At 37.4% G+C, this 16,358-nt stretch carries 13 protein-coding genes and 1 pseudogene; 4 read left to right on the top strand and 10 right to left on the bottom strand.

What is annotated here, in order from left to right; all coding sequences use genetic code 11:
• The first annotated feature begins 320 nt into the window (after positions 1-320).
• On the top strand, positions 321-1,214 hold the full coding sequence (locus tag ACQKMR_RS18125; protein ID WP_427698547.1) for a foldase protein PrsA: 894 nt from the start codon (positions 321-323) through the stop codon (positions 1,212-1,214).
• A 331-nt stretch (positions 1,215-1,545) separates the two neighbouring features.
• Here ACQKMR_RS18125 and ACQKMR_RS18120 read toward each other — a convergent pair whose 3' ends face one another.
• The 5 genes from ACQKMR_RS18120 to nagA all read right to left on the bottom strand — a co-directional run bounded on the left by ACQKMR_RS18120 (position 1,546) and on the right by nagA (position 6,013).
• Positions 1,546-2,070 carry a YtxH domain-containing protein gene (locus tag ACQKMR_RS18120; protein ID WP_427698546.1) on the bottom strand — a complete coding sequence of 175 codons (525 nt, stop codon included), beginning with the start codon at positions 2,068-2,070 and terminating at the stop codon, positions 1,546-1,548.
• 479 nt (positions 2,071-2,549) lie between these two features.
• Positions 2,550-3,272 (bottom strand): SIS domain-containing protein, encoded by a 723-nt coding sequence (locus ACQKMR_RS18115; protein ID WP_427698545.1) that lies wholly within the window; start codon positions 3,270-3,272, stop codon positions 2,550-2,552.
• A gap of 90 nt (positions 3,273-3,362) precedes the next feature.
• On the bottom strand, positions 3,363-4,085 hold the full coding sequence (gene phnF / locus ACQKMR_RS18110) for a phosphonate metabolism transcriptional regulator PhnF (protein ID WP_427698544.1): 723 nt from the start codon (positions 4,083-4,085) through the stop codon (positions 3,363-3,365).
• A gap of 15 nt (positions 4,086-4,100) precedes the next feature.
• Positions 4,101-4,835 (bottom strand): glucosamine-6-phosphate deaminase, encoded by a 735-nt coding sequence (nagB, locus tag ACQKMR_RS18105; protein WP_427698543.1) that lies wholly within the window; start codon positions 4,833-4,835, stop codon positions 4,101-4,103.
• The gene (gene nagA / locus ACQKMR_RS18100; protein ID WP_427698542.1) at positions 4,835-6,013 is read right to left on the bottom strand and encodes an N-acetylglucosamine-6-phosphate deacetylase; all 1,179 of its coding nucleotides are present in this window, start codon (positions 6,011-6,013) and stop codon (positions 4,835-4,837) included. Before nagA ends, nagB begins: the two co-directional genes overlap by 1 nt.
• Positions 6,014-6,330: 317 nt before the next feature.
• Between nagA and nagE the strand changes: the two genes are divergently transcribed.
• Both nagE and ACQKMR_RS18090 read left to right on the top strand, forming a co-directional pair.
• Positions 6,331-8,241 (top strand): N-acetylglucosamine-specific PTS transporter subunit IIBC, encoded by a 1,911-nt coding sequence (gene nagE, locus ACQKMR_RS18095; protein ID WP_427698541.1) that lies wholly within the window; start codon positions 6,331-6,333, stop codon positions 8,239-8,241.
• A 315-nt stretch (positions 8,242-8,556) separates the two neighbouring features.
• Positions 8,557-9,192, top strand: a pseudogene (locus tag ACQKMR_RS18090) (transposase); the annotation flags it as partial.
• Between the two features lie 189 nt (positions 9,193-9,381).
• Here ACQKMR_RS18090 and ACQKMR_RS18085 read toward each other — a convergent pair.
• A complete protein-coding gene (locus tag ACQKMR_RS18085) occupies positions 9,382-10,974 on the bottom strand; it encodes a long-chain-fatty-acid--CoA ligase (RefSeq protein WP_427698597.1) in 1,593 nt (530 codons plus the stop codon).
• A gap of 570 nt (positions 10,975-11,544) precedes the next feature.
• Entirely contained in the window at positions 11,545-11,991 is a 447-nt protein-coding gene (locus ACQKMR_RS18080; protein ID WP_427698540.1) for a MarR family winged helix-turn-helix transcriptional regulator, read from the bottom strand.
• Between the two features lie 124 nt (positions 11,992-12,115).
• Here ACQKMR_RS18080 and ACQKMR_RS18075 point away from each other — a divergent pair, with 124 nt between their 5' ends.
• Positions 12,116-13,306 (top strand): MFS transporter, encoded by a 1,191-nt coding sequence (locus ACQKMR_RS18075; protein WP_427698539.1) that lies wholly within the window; start codon positions 12,116-12,118, stop codon positions 13,304-13,306.
• A 147-nt stretch (positions 13,307-13,453) separates the two neighbouring features.
• On the opposite strand, the gene ACQKMR_RS18070 is transcribed toward ACQKMR_RS18075, so the two are convergent.
• The 3 genes from ACQKMR_RS18070 to ACQKMR_RS18060 form a co-directional block, all read right to left on the bottom strand.
• Entirely contained in the window at positions 13,454-14,122 is a 669-nt protein-coding gene (locus ACQKMR_RS18070) for a DNA alkylation repair protein (protein WP_427698538.1), read from the bottom strand.
• A 255-nt stretch (positions 14,123-14,377) separates the two neighbouring features.
• Positions 14,378-15,418 (bottom strand): oxidoreductase, encoded by a 1,041-nt coding sequence (locus ACQKMR_RS18065; protein WP_427698537.1) that lies wholly within the window; start codon positions 15,416-15,418, stop codon positions 14,378-14,380.
• Positions 15,419-15,484: 66 nt separating this feature from the next.
• Entirely contained in the window at positions 15,485-15,907 is a 423-nt protein-coding gene (locus tag ACQKMR_RS18060) for a DUF1801 domain-containing protein (protein WP_427698536.1), read from the bottom strand.
• Positions 15,908-16,358: the final 451 nt, after the last annotated feature.

Genomic DNA, 16,358 nt, shown 5'->3' with positions numbered 1-16,358 from the left:
ATGCTTTTTCGTTTCTAAGTTTGTGACAAGTACTAATAGGATTTCATGCCAAACATATAAAAGTACATCATCAACTCTGTTATATTCACTCCGAAATTCAGTATGGATATAACTTATTATCTTTGGAATAACGAACCTTTATTGAACTGGTCAGAGGGTAGACGATCAGTCTTTAGTAATAATACTCTAAAATATCAGTTGAGAGATAAGTATGTTAGTATAATGACAGGATACGGTGCATACAGCAGTTGGGAGTAAAACCTTAAGGATTAATTAATATTTCCAAGCTATCATAATAGAAAAATTAAGGGAGAGTATTCATGAAACTATTAAGAAGCACGAAGGCATATGTTTGGGCAGGAAGCATTTTAATCATTGCCGGTATCATGGTATTTGCGATGATTTCGTCTACAGATAAGACAATGGCGAGCGTGGATGGAGAGAAAATCAATAAGGATGAGCTTTATGACACGCTTGTTGAGGGGTATGGAGCAGATACATTAAACCTGTTGATTACAAATAAATTGGTTGAATTGGAAGCGGAAAAAGCGGGGATTAAAATAAAGGATGAAGAAATCCAGAAAGAGATCGATACTATGGTTGAATCCTATGGTGGTGATGAAAAAGCGTTAAAAGAGCAATTGGAAGCAAGCGGTTCTTCCATGGCTGCCTTGAAAAAAGACATCGTAGTTTATCTTCAAACAAAAAAATTGATTGAACCGAGAATTACCGTGACAGATGATGAAATCAGTACGTATTTTGAAGATAATAAAGATTCCTTTGCTCAAGCAGAACAAGTGGAAGCTAGTCATATTTTAGTCGAAGACGAAAAAACGGCTAAGAAAGTTGCTAAAGAAATTGCAGAAGGCGGCGATTTTGCTAAATTGGCAGCTGAATATTCTACTGATACAGAAACGGCAGAAAACGGTGGAAGCTTAGGATACTTTGGCAAAGGTGATATGGTGGACGAGTTTGAAGATGTTGCCTTTAATCTTGATATAGATAAAGTTAGTGATCCAGTCAAATCCGATTATGGATACCATATCATAAAAGTAACCGGTAAGAAGGAAGCAAAAAAAGCTAATTTAGAAGACAGTAAAGAAGTAATTAAACAAACGCTTCTTTCTGAAAGATTACAAGAGGAATATCCCAATTGGTTAGCTGAAGTAAAAGAAGATCATGATATAACGAATAAATTAGAAGGTTCTAACTAAGGTTATCAAGTGAGATGATATATGGAAAAACTGTAGCTGGGGCATAATGCCTCAGCTACAGTTTTTTTATGGCTTGTACAATTTGGACGTTGATTTCCGCTCCAGGCACTCGCTTTCCGCGGGCGGTCAGGGAGCCTCCTCGGCTTGCGCCTGCGGGGTCTTCCCCCAAACGCGCTTTTCCCGGAGTCTCGCACCTTCCACTCCAATCAACTTTGTTATTAAAACTTTTGAAAGAAACCATATCTAAGGAATTGAAGGTGTTAATACGTGTTCCGAACCCCTTTTGTCTACAAAGTGAAGCTGAGGCGTAATGCCTCAGCTTTTTTATATATCAGAAGTTGGATGAAATGGACTTTTCATTGGAGAGTTCTGATTTTGTAACTAGTTCATCACTTTCTTTTTTTCCTTTTTTATTGTCAGCTTTTAATGACTGAGCTGGTGTTTCTTTCAATTGTTTTCCCGCCACTACAACTTTGGAGCTGATGCCTTTTAGTTCACTTGTTGCTTCTTTGGCTGAATCAAGGGCATCGGTGGAGATATCCTTTACTTCGGTTACCTTGCCTACCACGTCTTCATTGATGTTTTCATATAAAGTTTCAACGTCATTGATTGCCTCTTTAATCGTGTTGGCTGCTCCTTTAACACCAGATACCATCTGTTCCTTCACTTCGCCTGGATTTTCCTTAACTTGTTCAATCATATTCACGGAGTTATCTTTTAAAAGAATTGCCGACCGTTTTACTTTATTCCTTATGTTGGAGTCAAGTAAGGTTAAAGCACCACCTACAAGTCCGCCAATAAGAATACCTTTTAACAGTTTGCTATTCGTTTCAGTGTCGATAGTTGGTTGTGTCATTTATATTTCCTCCTCTAAGAATAGTAGATTGATTGCTTATTGGGATTTTCCCTTATTTACCATAACTTAAACTTGTAATAATAGACTGTTATGGAATTTGCATAATAATCCAAATTTTAAGAGGTAAAATGATGAGTAATTAGACAGTTTCTGGATTGACTGATCGATATATGAAAGGTTCCTTTTATTATCTTGATTGCGCTTTACATCGCTTTTCTAGATGGATCGCTTTAACGAAATTAAAGACAAACAAGTCAAAGAAGCGATGTACTTGTTCATGAGAAAAGTGGGGGTACGGTTATTATCTCTGCATCTGTCATTGCTCGTAGGTCCATTTGTTGCTATGATGCCTGCAGGAGTTTTTCGCGCTATTAGTGATTGCCACATTAATACAGGAATAAGAGGAGTACCTCTAAAATTAAAAGAAGGCATCGTATGGATACCTTCTTTTAATTTTGATTCTTTTTGGCTAAAAGGATTCACAATTGGGGAATTCTTGTTTTATATTTCGCGATAAGCTTTTGATTGTGTTCATCTGCCCCTTCGATATTCCCACTTAGGAAAACAGGAGGGGTCACCCCTGATTCAATAATGGTCTCAATGACTTGAGTGAAAATCATATTTAGAAGGACAGCTCCGATTACAGTCGATCCAGATCCAAATGATATGTTATCTGATTTCAGTAATGTATCACCTTTGGAAATATGATTGTCTATGACTAAATCAACGACATCGTGGAGATAAAGTTTCTGTTTATGCCGTGAAGGACAACTTTTAGCATACTCAGGTGAAGTCAATCCAATAACAAAGGCGCCTTTTTCTTTTGCGATTGCAGCAACATCGATGGGGACGGGATTCACACCAGAGGATGAAATGACGATACAGACATCACCAGGACGGATGTCCTCATCATTCATGAATTTCTCTGATAGGCCATTTTGTCTTTCAAGTTGCGATGACCTTGATGCTCCTTTAAAAAGCATCAAATCTTCAACGAAAATAGGACGAATGGCTGCTAACCCGCCTGAGCGGTAGAATACCTCTTCTGTCAAAATATGAGAGTGACCGCTTCCGAATAAATGGATGATTCCATCTGACATCACGGATTTGGCAATATGCTTCACAGATTCTTTAATTGCGTTTTGCTCTTGATTTACCGCAGCTGAGAGTAAAGCTTTCACTTCTTCAAAATATGAGTTCATATGTAACTCCTTCCGATTACCTTTAGCAATTAAAAGAATTTTAAATATATGACCATTTTCAAGTGAAGGAATACCGGCCAATTATTCAAATCATCTAGTTATTGTGATTGTAAACTTATACCTGTCTGCACGATAAGCTGATTTAACATATTCAAGGGGTGTTCCATCCTTTAGAAACGTATTCCTTTGAATGAATAAAATGGGCGAATGTTTAGGAATTGCTAAATGGGTAATCTCTGTATCTGAAGCAATCGCTGATTCCAATGTTTGCGTTGCATAGTCGATTTTAAGTTTAACGTAATTTTCTACATATTGGTAAAGAGACAGGTTTATAATTTCTTCAGTTAATCCTTTAATTAAATTCGCAGACATATACACCGTTTCGAGTGCCATTGGAACATCATCGGCCAATCGTATCCTCTTTATTTCATAAACAGGAGCATAAATGGAAATGTGCAGTTCATTAGCAATTTTTTTACTTGCAGGAATGATTTCGAAGCTCAGCAGTTTACTGCTTGGGTTTAACCCTCGGGCTTTCATATCCTCTGTAAAGCTAGTCAATCCATTAAGCTGCTGCTCCAGCTTCTTATCTGCTACAAAGGTTCCTCTGCCTTTTTGACGATATAGGTAGCCATCATTAACTAGGTTATTTATGGCCTGACGGACAGTCATTCTGCTAATTTCGAATTTTTCTGCATATTCACGTTCAGATGGAAGGGCATTGTGTGCTTGGAACTCACCACTTTCTATTTGTCTTTTTATTTGTTCTTCAATTTGAAAATAAATTGGAAGAGGTGAGTTTTTATCAATCATTGATCTTCGCTCCTTTTAGGGTATTAACACTCCAGATAACGCTTTTTGGTCTGCGATAATTGTAACATTATTATGTTTTTTAAGGATAGATGCAGGAAATTCCTCTGTTATTTCCCCATGTATTAATTTCTTCAAGGTTCCGGCTTTCTCTTCTCCAGATATTAGCAGCAGAATTTCTTTACTTTTCATTATTGTGGCAATTCCCATTGTAATTGCATGTGTGGGCACTTCGTCGATGGAGTCGAAATAGCGTGCGTTCGCTTGTCGAGTTGATTCCTCAAGTGCGACTACATGTGTACCAGATGAGAAAGAAGTTCCTGGTTCATTAAAACCAATATGACCATTTTGCCCAATTCCAAGTATTTGAAGGTCAATCCCGCCCAGGGCTTCAATCATTTTGTCAAAACGAGTACATTCCATGTCCAGATTATCTGCTGTACCATTTGGAAGATAAGTTTGTTCTTTATTTATATTAATATGAGCGAATAATGATTGGTCCATATAATAATGATAACTGTTTGGATCATTTGAATCTAAGCCGATGTACTCATCAAGATTAAATGATGTTACGTTTTCATACGAAGTATTATTTTGCATGTGATCTTCAATTAGAGCATCGTACGTCCCTTTTGGCGTCCCGCCTGTTGCAAGACCGAGCTTGATTTTCGAATTCTCTTTAACTTTTTGAATGATTATTTTTGCAGCTGACTGACTCATTTCTTTGTAATCCTGTACTTTAATAATATTCATTATACATTCTCCTTTTTAAATGCTAATTTACCTTTACAGAACGTCATTTCAACATCCAATCGTTCATTTAATATAACAAGGTCGGCGTCTTTACCAACTTGGATGCTGCCTTTTCTGTCAAAAATCTGGAGCTGTTTGGCAGGATTTTCTGCCGTCATTTTAATAATGTCAGTCATGGAACAACCTGTATATTGCAAGGTGTTCTTAATGGCATCGTTCATTTTCAATATACTGCCTGCGAGTGTTCCATTTGAAAGCGTTGCTGTCGTTTCGTTAACATACACGGGCTGACCACCTAAATCATAGGTACCCTTTTCAAGCCATTTGGCACGTAGCGAGTCCGTTATCAAGATCATCCGGTCACTGGTAATTTGGTTATAAGCTAACTTCACCATTTCCGGTCGGCAGTGAATGCCATCAGCAATGAGTTCAACAAACAGCTCGTCTCGAAGATAAGCAGCACCTAATACACCAGGCTCGCGGTGATGAAGACCCCGCATCCCATTATAAAGATGCGTGACGTGAGTAGCCCCTGCAGAAATCGCTTCACCTATTTGGTCATACGTTGCATCTGAATGTCCAATGGAAGCGACGACGCCTGTCTCCTTTAAATGAGCTGCAAGATCTAATCCGTCTGGTTGTTCAGGTGCAAGCGTTACAAGCTTGATCTGATTTTGGGCAATTTCCTGCCATCTTTTAAATAGGGGGACATCAGGATCAACGATATACTCTGCAGGCTGTGCTCCCTTACGTGCTGGTGAAATGAAAGGACCTTCTAAATGAATTCCGACTATTTCAGCGTGATCCTGTGTTTGATTTCCGATATATTGACCAGCATTAAAGAGTGCTGATTCAATGGCATCTGTCGATTGAGTCATTGTAGTGGCCAGAAAGCTGGTGGTTCCTTCTTTTGGAAGAGTTTCTGCCATTGTAGATAAAGCTTCGAATGTGGCATCCATTGCATCAGCATTGGATGCCCCGTGAATATGAATATCGATGGCACCTGGAATTACCTGATAATCCGGTGAAAGAGTAATTACTTTAACATCATCGTCATGTTTGTATTGGTTGACTGGACCTACTTCGGCAATTTTTCCGTCGACGACTTTAATGTACCCATTTTTGTATGTTTCCTTTTCGTTATAAACTATTAGATTATTAATAATGAATGTTTTCATACATAATCTCCTTTATGAAAGTAAAACTTAATGAATGAGTCATGAATTGTGAATTGGTCTCATATATTTTGCCCTCATTTTATCGCTTTTATTAATAGTTGTCTAGACCAGTTGAGGAGTAAAGGGTATAAAAATGATGTTTTTGCTTTATTTTCGAAGAATATAGTATATTTTCAAGAGAATTGGTATAGACATCTATATGTTTTATATGCTAGTATAATTTCATTGTATCGAAACTTTAAAAAATGAAAACGCTTTATATGTCTTGGCGTGCTGCTGAATCAAAAAAGAAATTTGGAACAAGGGAGATGAGTTCGATGTTAAATTTTTTACAAAAAATTGGGAAAGCTCTAATGTTACCGATTGCTGTTTTGCCAGCAGCGGCTTTATTGCTTCGCCTAGGTCAACCGGATTTACTTGATATTGCATTTATGGCTGCCGCAGGAAAAGCGATTTTTGATAATCTTGCTATACTGTTCGCTTTAGGTATAGCGATAGGATTATCTAAAGACGGAAGCGGTGCAGCCGCATTAGCTGGTCTTGTTGGTTATTTTGTTTTGACGAATGGTACACAAGCAATTAATAAAGATATCGACATGGCTGTTTTGGGCGGGATTATATCAGGTATAGTTGCTGCCTTCCTATATAATAGATACTCTGAAATAAGACTCCCTGAATGGCTTGGATTCTTTTCAGGGAAACGATTTGTTCCGATTATTACATCGTTAGCGATGATTATATTGGCAGGAATATTTGGTTTTGTATGGCCGCCAATTCAAGATGTAATCAATAACGTTGGAGACTGGATTACAGGTGCAGGAGCATTAGGTGCAGGCGTATTTGGCGTATTGAATCGCTTATTGCTTCCAGTAGGTTTACATCACGTCTTGAATAGTATGGTATGGTTTGTATTTGGTGAATACAATGGAGCAACTGGTGATATAAATCGTTTCTTCGCAGGTGATCCAACTGCTGGGCCATTTATGACAGGCTTTTTCCCTATCATGATGTTTGGTTTACCAGCAGCAGCTTTAGCGATGATTGCAGCTGCTAAGAAAGAGAAACGTAAATTGGTGACGGGGATGCTGGTTGGTTTAGCTTTTACTTCTTTTTTAACAGGAATCACTGAGCCAATTGAGTTTCTGTTTATGTTCATTGCTCCAGTATTATATGTAATACATGCCATTTTAACTGGGATTTCATTGGCTCTCGCTGTTATATTGGATATACATCATGGTTTTGGGTTTTCGGCAGGAGCCATTGATTATTTCTTGAACTTTGGAATTGCTCAAAAACCACTATGGTTAATACCGATTGGCTTAGTATACGCAGCAGTTTACTTCGTGATTTTCTATTTCGTCATCAAGATCATGGATTTAAAAACACCTGGCCGTGAAGACGATGAGGAAGAAGTAGAAGAAGATACTGTTGTGAAAACAGGGGATAAATATACCGATATGGGGTCACTTTTCATTCAAGACCTTGGCGGGAAAGAAAATATCAAACTAATTGATAACTGTGCAACACGCTTACGTCTAGAAGTTGCCGATTCAGAAAATGTGAATGAAGTAGCATTAAAAAGACATGGTGCACGTGGCGTTATGAAGTTAAATAAATCGAGTGTGCAAGTCATTGTTGGAACGAATGTAGAATTCGTTGCAAATGCAATGAAACAACTTGTCAAAAATGACGTCAATCCAAGCCAAGTGAAAATGGATCCATCTGCACAAGCAGTCGAGGATAGAGTGGAAGAAAACCAAGCTATCGGCGCCAATGATTTTGTCCTTCCAATTGAAGGAGCCGTTTTACCGATCGAACAAGTTCCAGATCAAGTGTTTGCGATGAAAATGATGGGCGACGGCTTTGCTATCGAGCCAGTCAACGGGAAGCTAGTATCGCCAATCGATGGGGAAGTACTTAGTATCTTCCCGACAAATCATGCATTGGGATTGAAAATGAATAATGGTCTGGAAATTCTGATCCATTTTGGCTTAGATACAGTTAAATTAAATGGAGAAGGTTTCACACCTCTAGTGCAAGAAGGTCAAAGGGTAACAAAAGGTACACCTCTTTTGGAAATCGATCTTGAATTCATAAAACGGAATGCTCCGTCTACGGTCACTCCTATCATATTCACTAACTTACCAGAAGGAACGGCAGTGAAATTGCAGAAGACAGGGTTCCAGAAACAAAATACTGCAGACATCATTCGGGTGGAAAAACTATAATAACAGTAAAAAAGAGGCGTCCAATAGGACGCCTTCTCAGACTGTAGACAAACTCGATGAAAATCGAGTTTGCCTACAGTTTTTTTATGGCTTGTACAATTTGAACGTTGATTTCCACTCCAGGCACTCGCTTTCCGCGGGCGGTCCGGGAGCCTCCTCGGCTTGCGCCTGCGGGGTCTCCCCTAGACGCGCTTTTCCCGCAGGAGTCTCGCACCTTCCCTCTAATCAACTTTGTTTTAACATTTAGATAGAACCTCTTTTGCCTACAGTCTTTTTTGTTTTAAAATGGAAGTATTAAAACTTGAGGTGATGAGGATGCTTTCTAAACATGATTCTATTCAGCGAGATCAACTTGAAATGATTACTTTAGATCAACTGGTGCCAGCGAACCATTTGGTTCGAAAAATTGAGGCCGCCATTGACTTCTCATTCATATATGACTTGGTGAAAGATATGTATTCAGAGGTAGGACGCCCAAGTATTGATCCAGTTATTTTAGTTAAACTGACATTCATTCAATATACCTTCGGTATTCGTTCAATGCGTAAAACGATTGAAGAAGTTGAAACAAATATGGCTTACCGTTGGTTCTTAGGCTATGGTTTCCGTGATAAAGTGCCTCATTTTTCAACGTTCGGGAAAAATTATGAGCGACGCTTTAAAGATACAGACTTATTTGAACAGATTTTCTATTGCATCTTAATGACAGCCACTGATAGAAAGTTAATAAGTGCAGAACACGTATTTGTCGATTCCACACATGTGAAAGCCAGTGCGAATAAGCGGAAATTTGAAAAGAAAATCGTTCACAAGGAAACACGTGCGTATCAAGGACGACTTCAAGAAGAAATAAATCAAGACCGTGAAAACCATAATAAAAAACTTTTTCCACCAGATAAACTTAATAAGGAAGAAACCAAAGAAATTAAACAAAGTACAACTGACCGTGAATATTGAGCAAAATTCAAAGGAAATTTCAAAAGGGGTTCGGAATGTTTTAATTCCGAACCCCTTTTGTCTACAAACTGAAAGGATCTTCAATTAGAAGATCCTTTTAAAACGCAATATTGCATACTAAAATCTTAGTATTTACAAACAGTTGATAATAACCGTTTATCTGAAAAACAAGTGAGAAAGCCTTTAATTTACCTTCTTCGATCCTTTCCAATGCATTTCTCTCAAACGATATTTTTGCAGTTTTCCCGTAGCTGTTTTTGGTAAAGATTCCACAAATTCTACTAATCTAGGTGCTTTAAAGTGAGCCATATGAGACCGGCAGTAATTAATAACTTCTTCTTCAGTCACATTCACATTGGAATGCAGCACAATGATTGCCTTAGGAGTTTCTCCCCATTTCTCATCTGGAACGGCAATAACAGCCACTTCCAATACATCTGGATGTTTATACAAAACCCCTTCAACCTCTGTAGAAGAAATATTTTCTCCTCCGGAAATGATTAAATCCTTAGCTCTGTCTTGTATTTCAATATATCCATCAGGATAGGTTACTGCCAAATCCCCAGTATAAAACCATCCACCTCTTATTGCTTCGGCAGTCTTTTCCGGATCCTTGTAATATCCATCCATCACAACATTGCCGCGGGTAATGATTTCTCCTAATTCCTTCCCATCCCAAGCGACTTCTTCGCCATCTTGATTAACAACCTTTGTTTCCCCGTTAAAAACCAATTCTATTCCTTGTCTTGCCTTAATTGTTGCTTGTTCGTCAAGCGATTTAGATTCAAATTCATTCTTCCACTCATTATAAAGAATGAAAGGTGAAGTTTCTGTTAATCCATACACATGAATCATATTTAACCCAAGGATATCTTGTGCTTTATGAATAAGAGCCGCAGCTGGAGGAGCACCAGCTGTCGCCATACGTAGGCGCATCTTGATATTGGTCTCTTTTGCTTTCGGATCATTCACAAGCATATTGACGACAGTTGGTGCTCCACATAACAATGTAATATTTTGATTTTCAAATAAGTCCAGAATAAGAGGAGGATCAACTTTTCTTAAACATACATGAGTAGCACCAGCAGCCGTAATCGCCCAAACACCACCCCACCCATTCGCGTGAAACATTGGTAATGTATGAAGATACACATCACCATGTTTTACTCCAAGATGATACATGAAATTTGCAGCGTTAATGTAATTTCCACGATGCGTTAACATAACCCCTTTTGGTTTTGAAGTCGTTCCACTCGTATAATTTAAAGTCAGAAGCTGATTTTCATCGATTACAACCTCTGGCTGTGCTTCAAAATCTTTAGCTTGTTGAATAAAGGTCTCATAATCTATACCATTTAAAGATGTATTATGCCCTGTGACAGATACGATAATGATTTTATCCAAGGCAAGTTTATGAACGATGTTCTCAATCGGAGCAATAAATTCTTCATCGACGATTAACATTTTTGAATCACTGTGACTGATAATATACTCCAGGTCCTCAGCTGAGAGACGGTAATTCAAAGGCACCATTACCGCACCCATTTGACAAATACCATAGAAGCATTCCAACATATAATGAGTGTTTGGCAACATCACTGCAACATGGTCACCTTCTTCTATACCTGCTTTATTTAAAGCCATAGAAAGTTGATCTACACGCTGCCCAAATTCCTTATATGTAAACTCCTTCTCTTCATCAATGACAGCCACTTTATGCGGATAATATTTCACAGCCCTACGTTTCCAGTCCATTGGGGTTAATGGGGAAAACATCATAAACAACTCCTTTTTTTAACATCTCTTTTGCTTGAATATTTGTAAAATTCAGTATACTTACCTCTACTAGTTTCGTCAATGTTCTAATTAAGAAATTTCACCCGACAAAACAAAAAAATTATCTCCATAAATAGTTAGCCACTCACTTCAAATCAGTCAGCAAATAAAAATCAGTAGCTTTTAAAGAGAATCTTATACTAGTCTTTTCTATTTGAAAACCTACTAACAAAACAATTTATAAGGGGTTCTTTTCGCTATTGCTACAATAAGCTTAATAGTAATCAATTCTTAGAGGTAACAGGTTATGAGTCTGCAAGGAAAAGTTTCAGTTGTAACTAGAAGCAGATGAGAGGTGAAGAAGAGTCTAGAGGGTTTTTGTTTTAAATGTTTTTCTACTCGGAGTAAACAATGGATTGATCGCCGATCATCCGCTTACATCTCATAAAATAGCTAAAGCAGTGAGATTATTGCGAAATTCACTGCTTTTATAGCGGTTTTTCTTGTACAAGCTTCAGATGAGATGACCTATAGTTTTACTAAACCTTTCAACTATCCTCTGATGTTTTGCTATAGTTTGTTCTCTATACGTGATGACACATGTTCGGTTAGTTTTCCCACGATTTGTTTAAGTCGTTGCGTTTCATCTTCATTTAAAACACTATAAAAATCTTGAAAAATATTTGCGAAGCATTTATTGATAGAATGATAGGTTTCTCTACCAGTTGTGGTGGATTTAATATAAACGACACGTCGATCATCCTCACTGTGAACTCTTTCAATTAGATTCTTCCGTTCAAGCCGGTCAATTAACGCTGTCCCAGCTGCAGGCTTAATTTTCAAATGATTTGAAACATTTTTAACAGCTATGGATTCCTTTAAGACAATTAATTGTAATGCGTGATATTGCACAGAAGTTAAATCATATTTAACTAATAACGGTTCAATTAATTCTTGTGAGAGACCGCTAAGCTCTTTAATCGCTGAATGTAAATTATATAATTCACTAGAATACATGTTTGACAATCCTTTCTTATTGACAACTATCTATCTAAAACTATAACATAATTAACGTGTCAAAAAATTAACCATGCGAATTAAATTGGTTATTGATTTTTTAAAAGGGAAAGAGAGGCTGTCTATGTCAGCAGAACAACGTAAAAAGATAATTATCCTTATGATCAATATGTTTATAGCAATAGGAAGCTTCGGTATTATTATTCCTATCTTACCCGCATACCTGGCTTCCATTAATCAAGGTGGAACTGCAGCTGGGCTAATGATTGCCATTTTCGCAGGTGCCCAACTTATCTTTTCGCCAATAGCCGGAAAATGGACTGATCAATTTGGTCGTAGAAAAATGATTATATATGGATTAATTGGTTTGACTATTTCCATGTTTATTTTTTATGCTGTTAATTCCATTTGGCTACTGTATGCTTCTCGGGTTGTCGGTGGGGTTGGGGCTGCTTTGCTTGTACCAGCAATATTTGCTTATGTTGCTGATATCACCACTTTCGATCAACGGGCTAAAGGCAATAGTTTAGTATCTGCCGCCATGTCCCTAGGGATTGTTGTTGGCCCAGGAATTGGTGGATTTTTAGCTGACTTCGGCTTAAAATTTCCATTTTTGATTTCTGCGCTAGTATCACTTGTCGCAGTAATATTTTCTATTTTTGTTTTAAAGGAAAGCGAAACGAAACAAGCTTCACAAGCTATGGACATGGCAAATAACGAATCGATGGTTCGTAAAATTGCCTTGTCTGTGAAAATGCCTTATTTCATTCCTCTTATCATTACACTTGTGATGAGCTTTGGATTAATGGCATATGAATCTGTTATCGGCCTTTATCTTGACAATCAATTTAATTCAACACCTAAGGACATCGCAACAATGGTTACAGCTACCGGTATCGTCAGCGTAATCGTTCAACTCTTTGTTGTTGACCGGATTGTTCGTCGTTTTGGGGAGGTAAGTGTGCTAATTATCTTTATTAGCGTCGCAGCCATTGGATTCCTTCTTTCGCTTTTTGCTTCAAGTTACCTAATTTTCTTTGGAATCTCTCTCATCATCTTCCTTTCTACCTCCATCCTTCGACCAGTCTTAAACACACTGATTTCTAAGATGGCGGGGAATGAGCAGGGATTTGCGATGGGTATGAATAATGCATATATGAGCATTGGAAATGTGCTTGGACCCACTCTTGCCGGATTGATGTATGACGTTCAAATTACCTATCCTTTCATTTTAGGCCTCTTACTCTTGATCCTAACTTTAATGATTACAATGGCTTGGCAAAAGAGATCCCTTCATGCGAAGGCATTATCGTAGAGCTACGATAAAAGATAATGTATATACTTTTAACAATACCCCGAATAGTGGCAACTATTCGGGGTATTGTTAAATTTATTAGATATTATTGAAAATAAGGGAAGCTCCTCACCTTTGAAGTCTCTCATTATTCAAAAATACCCCATATTAAGCTAGATGTTTTAGCGCTTCTCTCTTGCTAAGAGGTTTTAATTGGTGATTTAAAACAAATGATTTCACGCTCTCGGGGTTAGTTTTTGCATATTCACGTAACACCCAACCAATTGCCTTTTGAACAAAGAATTCATCGCTATTTGCTCGTCTTATTATGTAACGGAATAGACGTTCTTCATCCGTTCCGCCTTTGTAGTGTAGTTGATATAATATCGCTGATCTTTGCAACCAAATATTCTCATCTTCAATCCACAAATCGGAGTATTGAGGAATGAGTTTAGGATAAGTTGAAAACATATAGCCCATAACATGAGGAGAAAGTACATCTACTGTATCCCACCATGACTTACTTACAATCAAATTGACTAACCAAGGCATATCCTCAGGGCAGAGGTTCTTTTTTTCCTTTTCAAGAATATCAAGGGCTGCCTTTTGGTATTCCCTTTCTGGGCGGTCCCAAAGCATAAGAATGATATCTTTACGATTACTTTCCGTTGGCAATCCGTGTTCCTTCAGAAACTGTTTAGTTAATGTCCGACGAATAGGGGATCGAATCCCCAAAAATTCAAATTGGTTCCTCAAATATTTTTTAGACCATTCTGCATATTCCACATCAGTGTGTTTTGAATATACTTTAACCAGTTCTTGAATATAAGAATTCATAATTACCTCCATAATTTAATACACTTTGTAAAATGTTCCCCAAAATTGATTTCCCTTTATATAACTTCATAGTGATATGAAGGGAAATCAAAAACCTTTGAAACTAACCTTGAGTTCCTGTTTTATCGACAGCAGTAAAAAGCAACCTGTTTATTCCGTTTGGAAAAACAAGGCTGCCTATTATTTAAATCTTCTCATTTCATTTTAATACAAAAAGAGGAAAAAAGAATTCAAATGTGACAACAAAGTATCTCATTAAACATATATAGCTTTTTTCCCTTGACTGCTTTCAAGCGCTGCATCAATGATTTTGATGACAGATAGCCCCTCTTCCGAAGTTACAGGAGCCTTTTTTCCCTCAAATATACTTTCAGCAATTTCTTTATAATATGTTAAATAAGAACCATGTATAGTTTGAATTGTTTCATGTTTTTCTTTTTCTTCATCAATCGTAACCAGCTGACCATAAAATTGGGGATTATCTGCACCCCAAGTGTTATCTACAGGCTTTTTCCCCTCACTTAGCGCAGCCTCTTGTCCATCAAGCCCGTATTTAATAAAAGTTCCTTTACTTCCATGTACCTGAAACCGCGGTCCATTAATCGGGACGATGGAACCTGAATGCAATATCACCCGTAGCTTGTCGTACCCTAAAATAACATGAAAATAATCATCCGTTTCTGCATTCTCTCTCTGCGCAAAAACATCTGCCCATACGAATTGTGGCCAACCAAATAAATGTAAGGCTTGATCAATTAGATGTGAGCCTAAATCATATAGCATGCCTGCTCCTGGACCTTCCTTTTCTCTCCACCTATCTCTAACCACCGGTCTAAAGCGATCATAATGGACCTGATATGTATTGATGTCTCCAAGCACACCATCATTTATAAGCTTTTTAATTGTCAAAAAATCATTATCCCATCTTCTGTTATGATATATACTTAAAAGCAGCTCCTTTTCCTCAGCTATCTGTATGAGCTCCTCTGCCTCCCATGTTTCTACTACCATCGGCTTTTCCAAGATAACATGTTTTCCAGCAAGTAAACTCTGTTTAGCCATTTCATAATGCAAGCCGCTTGGTGTCGTAATAACTACTAATTCAATCGCTGCATCTTCTAAAACTTCTTCTAAGCTACTTACTACTGCCACGTGCTTCAAATCCTGCTGCACTTTTTCCTTTTTGGAGCTTACTACTTTCGCTATTTCAAATTGCTCTAAAACACTTAGCAAAGGCGCGTGAAATGTAGCACCTGAAAGTCCGTATCCAACTATACCCACTTTAATTTTTCTCATTCTGCTCCCTCTCACTTTCTTTATCTTCTGAAACAATTAAAGGATAATCATCCATATACTTTCACTCTAATTATTCGGATAGGTTTCTCTCAAAAATTTTACAGATTGGTTAATTAAATCTTTTAAAACATTAAGATCAATATCTGCTACTTTATTTATGTACACACAACTTTTTCCGGAAGTATGTTTTCCAAAGTCCTTTAATAATTCCTCTCGTTTTGTGTCACCCGTAGCAAAATACAAACTTATTTTTGCTTTTCGAGGTGAAAAACCTACAAGAGGAGCATCACCTTCATGACCAGATTCATATTTATAATGATATGTACCGAATCCAATAATACTCGGTCCCCACATCTTTGCTATAAAACCCGTCGTTTCAGTAAAAATATCTAATAATTGATACGCATCTTCACGCTTTTTGGGGCTGTCGACATTTTCAATAAATTCGATAACACTGCTGTCAGTTTCTTTGGTTTTTGGTTGGTACAATAGAATCTCTCCTATACTAAGGGATTTTATAAATATTTTACAAAGATAACTTTGCTTAAAATATAGATCATTTAATAAGCACATTTGAATTTGGTTTAGCATCAGGCTTATGAGTGCGGTATAAGGGAGTGGAGTTAGATCTGGTGAGGTTTTTCGGTAATTGAAGCTATCTTTAGCTGAAAATTACGCAAGAGAATGAATAAAGAATTCTTTCAAATGATTTTATGTGAGATTAAATTATTCTCTGTTATTAATTCTCCGAACGTCATCCAATACCCTCCAAACAAATATCCTTAATATATTATAGAACATTGATTTGTTTTATTCTAATTTCAATCAAGTGTTCATAAAAAAAGCCAAAATAAAGGTTTTTGATAAAGTGTTCTCATGCTTGATAAAACGTTACTACAGCGCTTTCGCATAATAATCTCAACGATCAGGTATGGAACAG

This window comes from Peribacillus sp. NPDC096540 (assembly GCF_050278525.1).
Classification (GTDB): Bacteria; Bacillota; Bacilli; order Bacillales; family DSM-1321; genus Peribacillus.
This window is presented reverse-complemented; position numbering and strand designations above follow the sequence as displayed.

What these genes read in the sequence shown, in the direction of transcription:
- ACQKMR_RS18125 (WP_427698547.1), top strand. Translation starts at nt 321, where the DNA reads ATGAAACTATTAAGAAGCACGAAGGCATATGTTTGGGCAGGAAGCATT.
- ACQKMR_RS18120 (WP_427698546.1), bottom strand. Translation starts at nt 2,070, where the DNA reads ATGACACAACCAACTATCGACACTGAAACGAATAGCAAACTGTTAAAA.
- ACQKMR_RS18115 (WP_427698545.1), bottom strand. Translation starts at nt 3,272, where the DNA reads ATGAACTCATATTTTGAAGAAGTGAAAGCTTTACTCTCAGCTGCGGTA.
- phnF (WP_427698544.1), bottom strand. Translation starts at nt 4,085, where the DNA reads ATGATTGATAAAAACTCACCTCTTCCAATTTATTTTCAAATTGAAGAA.
- nagB (WP_427698543.1), bottom strand. Translation starts at nt 4,835, where the DNA reads ATGAATATTATTAAAGTACAGGATTACAAAGAAATGAGTCAGTCAGCT.
- nagA (WP_427698542.1), bottom strand. Translation starts at nt 6,013, where the DNA reads ATGAAAACATTCATTATTAATAATCTAATAGTTTATAACGAAAAGGAA.
- nagE (WP_427698541.1), top strand. Translation starts at nt 6,331, where the DNA reads ATGTTAAATTTTTTACAAAAAATTGGGAAAGCTCTAATGTTACCGATT.
- ACQKMR_RS18085 (WP_427698597.1), bottom strand. Translation starts at nt 10,974, where the DNA reads ATGTTTTCCCCATTAACCCCAATGGACTGGAAACGTAGGGCTGTGAAA.
- ACQKMR_RS18080 (WP_427698540.1), bottom strand. Translation starts at nt 11,991, where the DNA reads ATGTATTCTAGTGAATTATATAATTTACATTCAGCGATTAAAGAGCTT.
- ACQKMR_RS18075 (WP_427698539.1), top strand. Translation starts at nt 12,116, where the DNA reads ATGTCAGCAGAACAACGTAAAAAGATAATTATCCTTATGATCAATATG.
- ACQKMR_RS18070 (WP_427698538.1), bottom strand. Translation starts at nt 14,122, where the DNA reads ATGAATTCTTATATTCAAGAACTGGTTAAAGTATATTCAAAACACACT.
- ACQKMR_RS18065 (WP_427698537.1), bottom strand. Translation starts at nt 15,418, where the DNA reads ATGAGAAAAATTAAAGTGGGTATAGTTGGATACGGACTTTCAGGTGCT.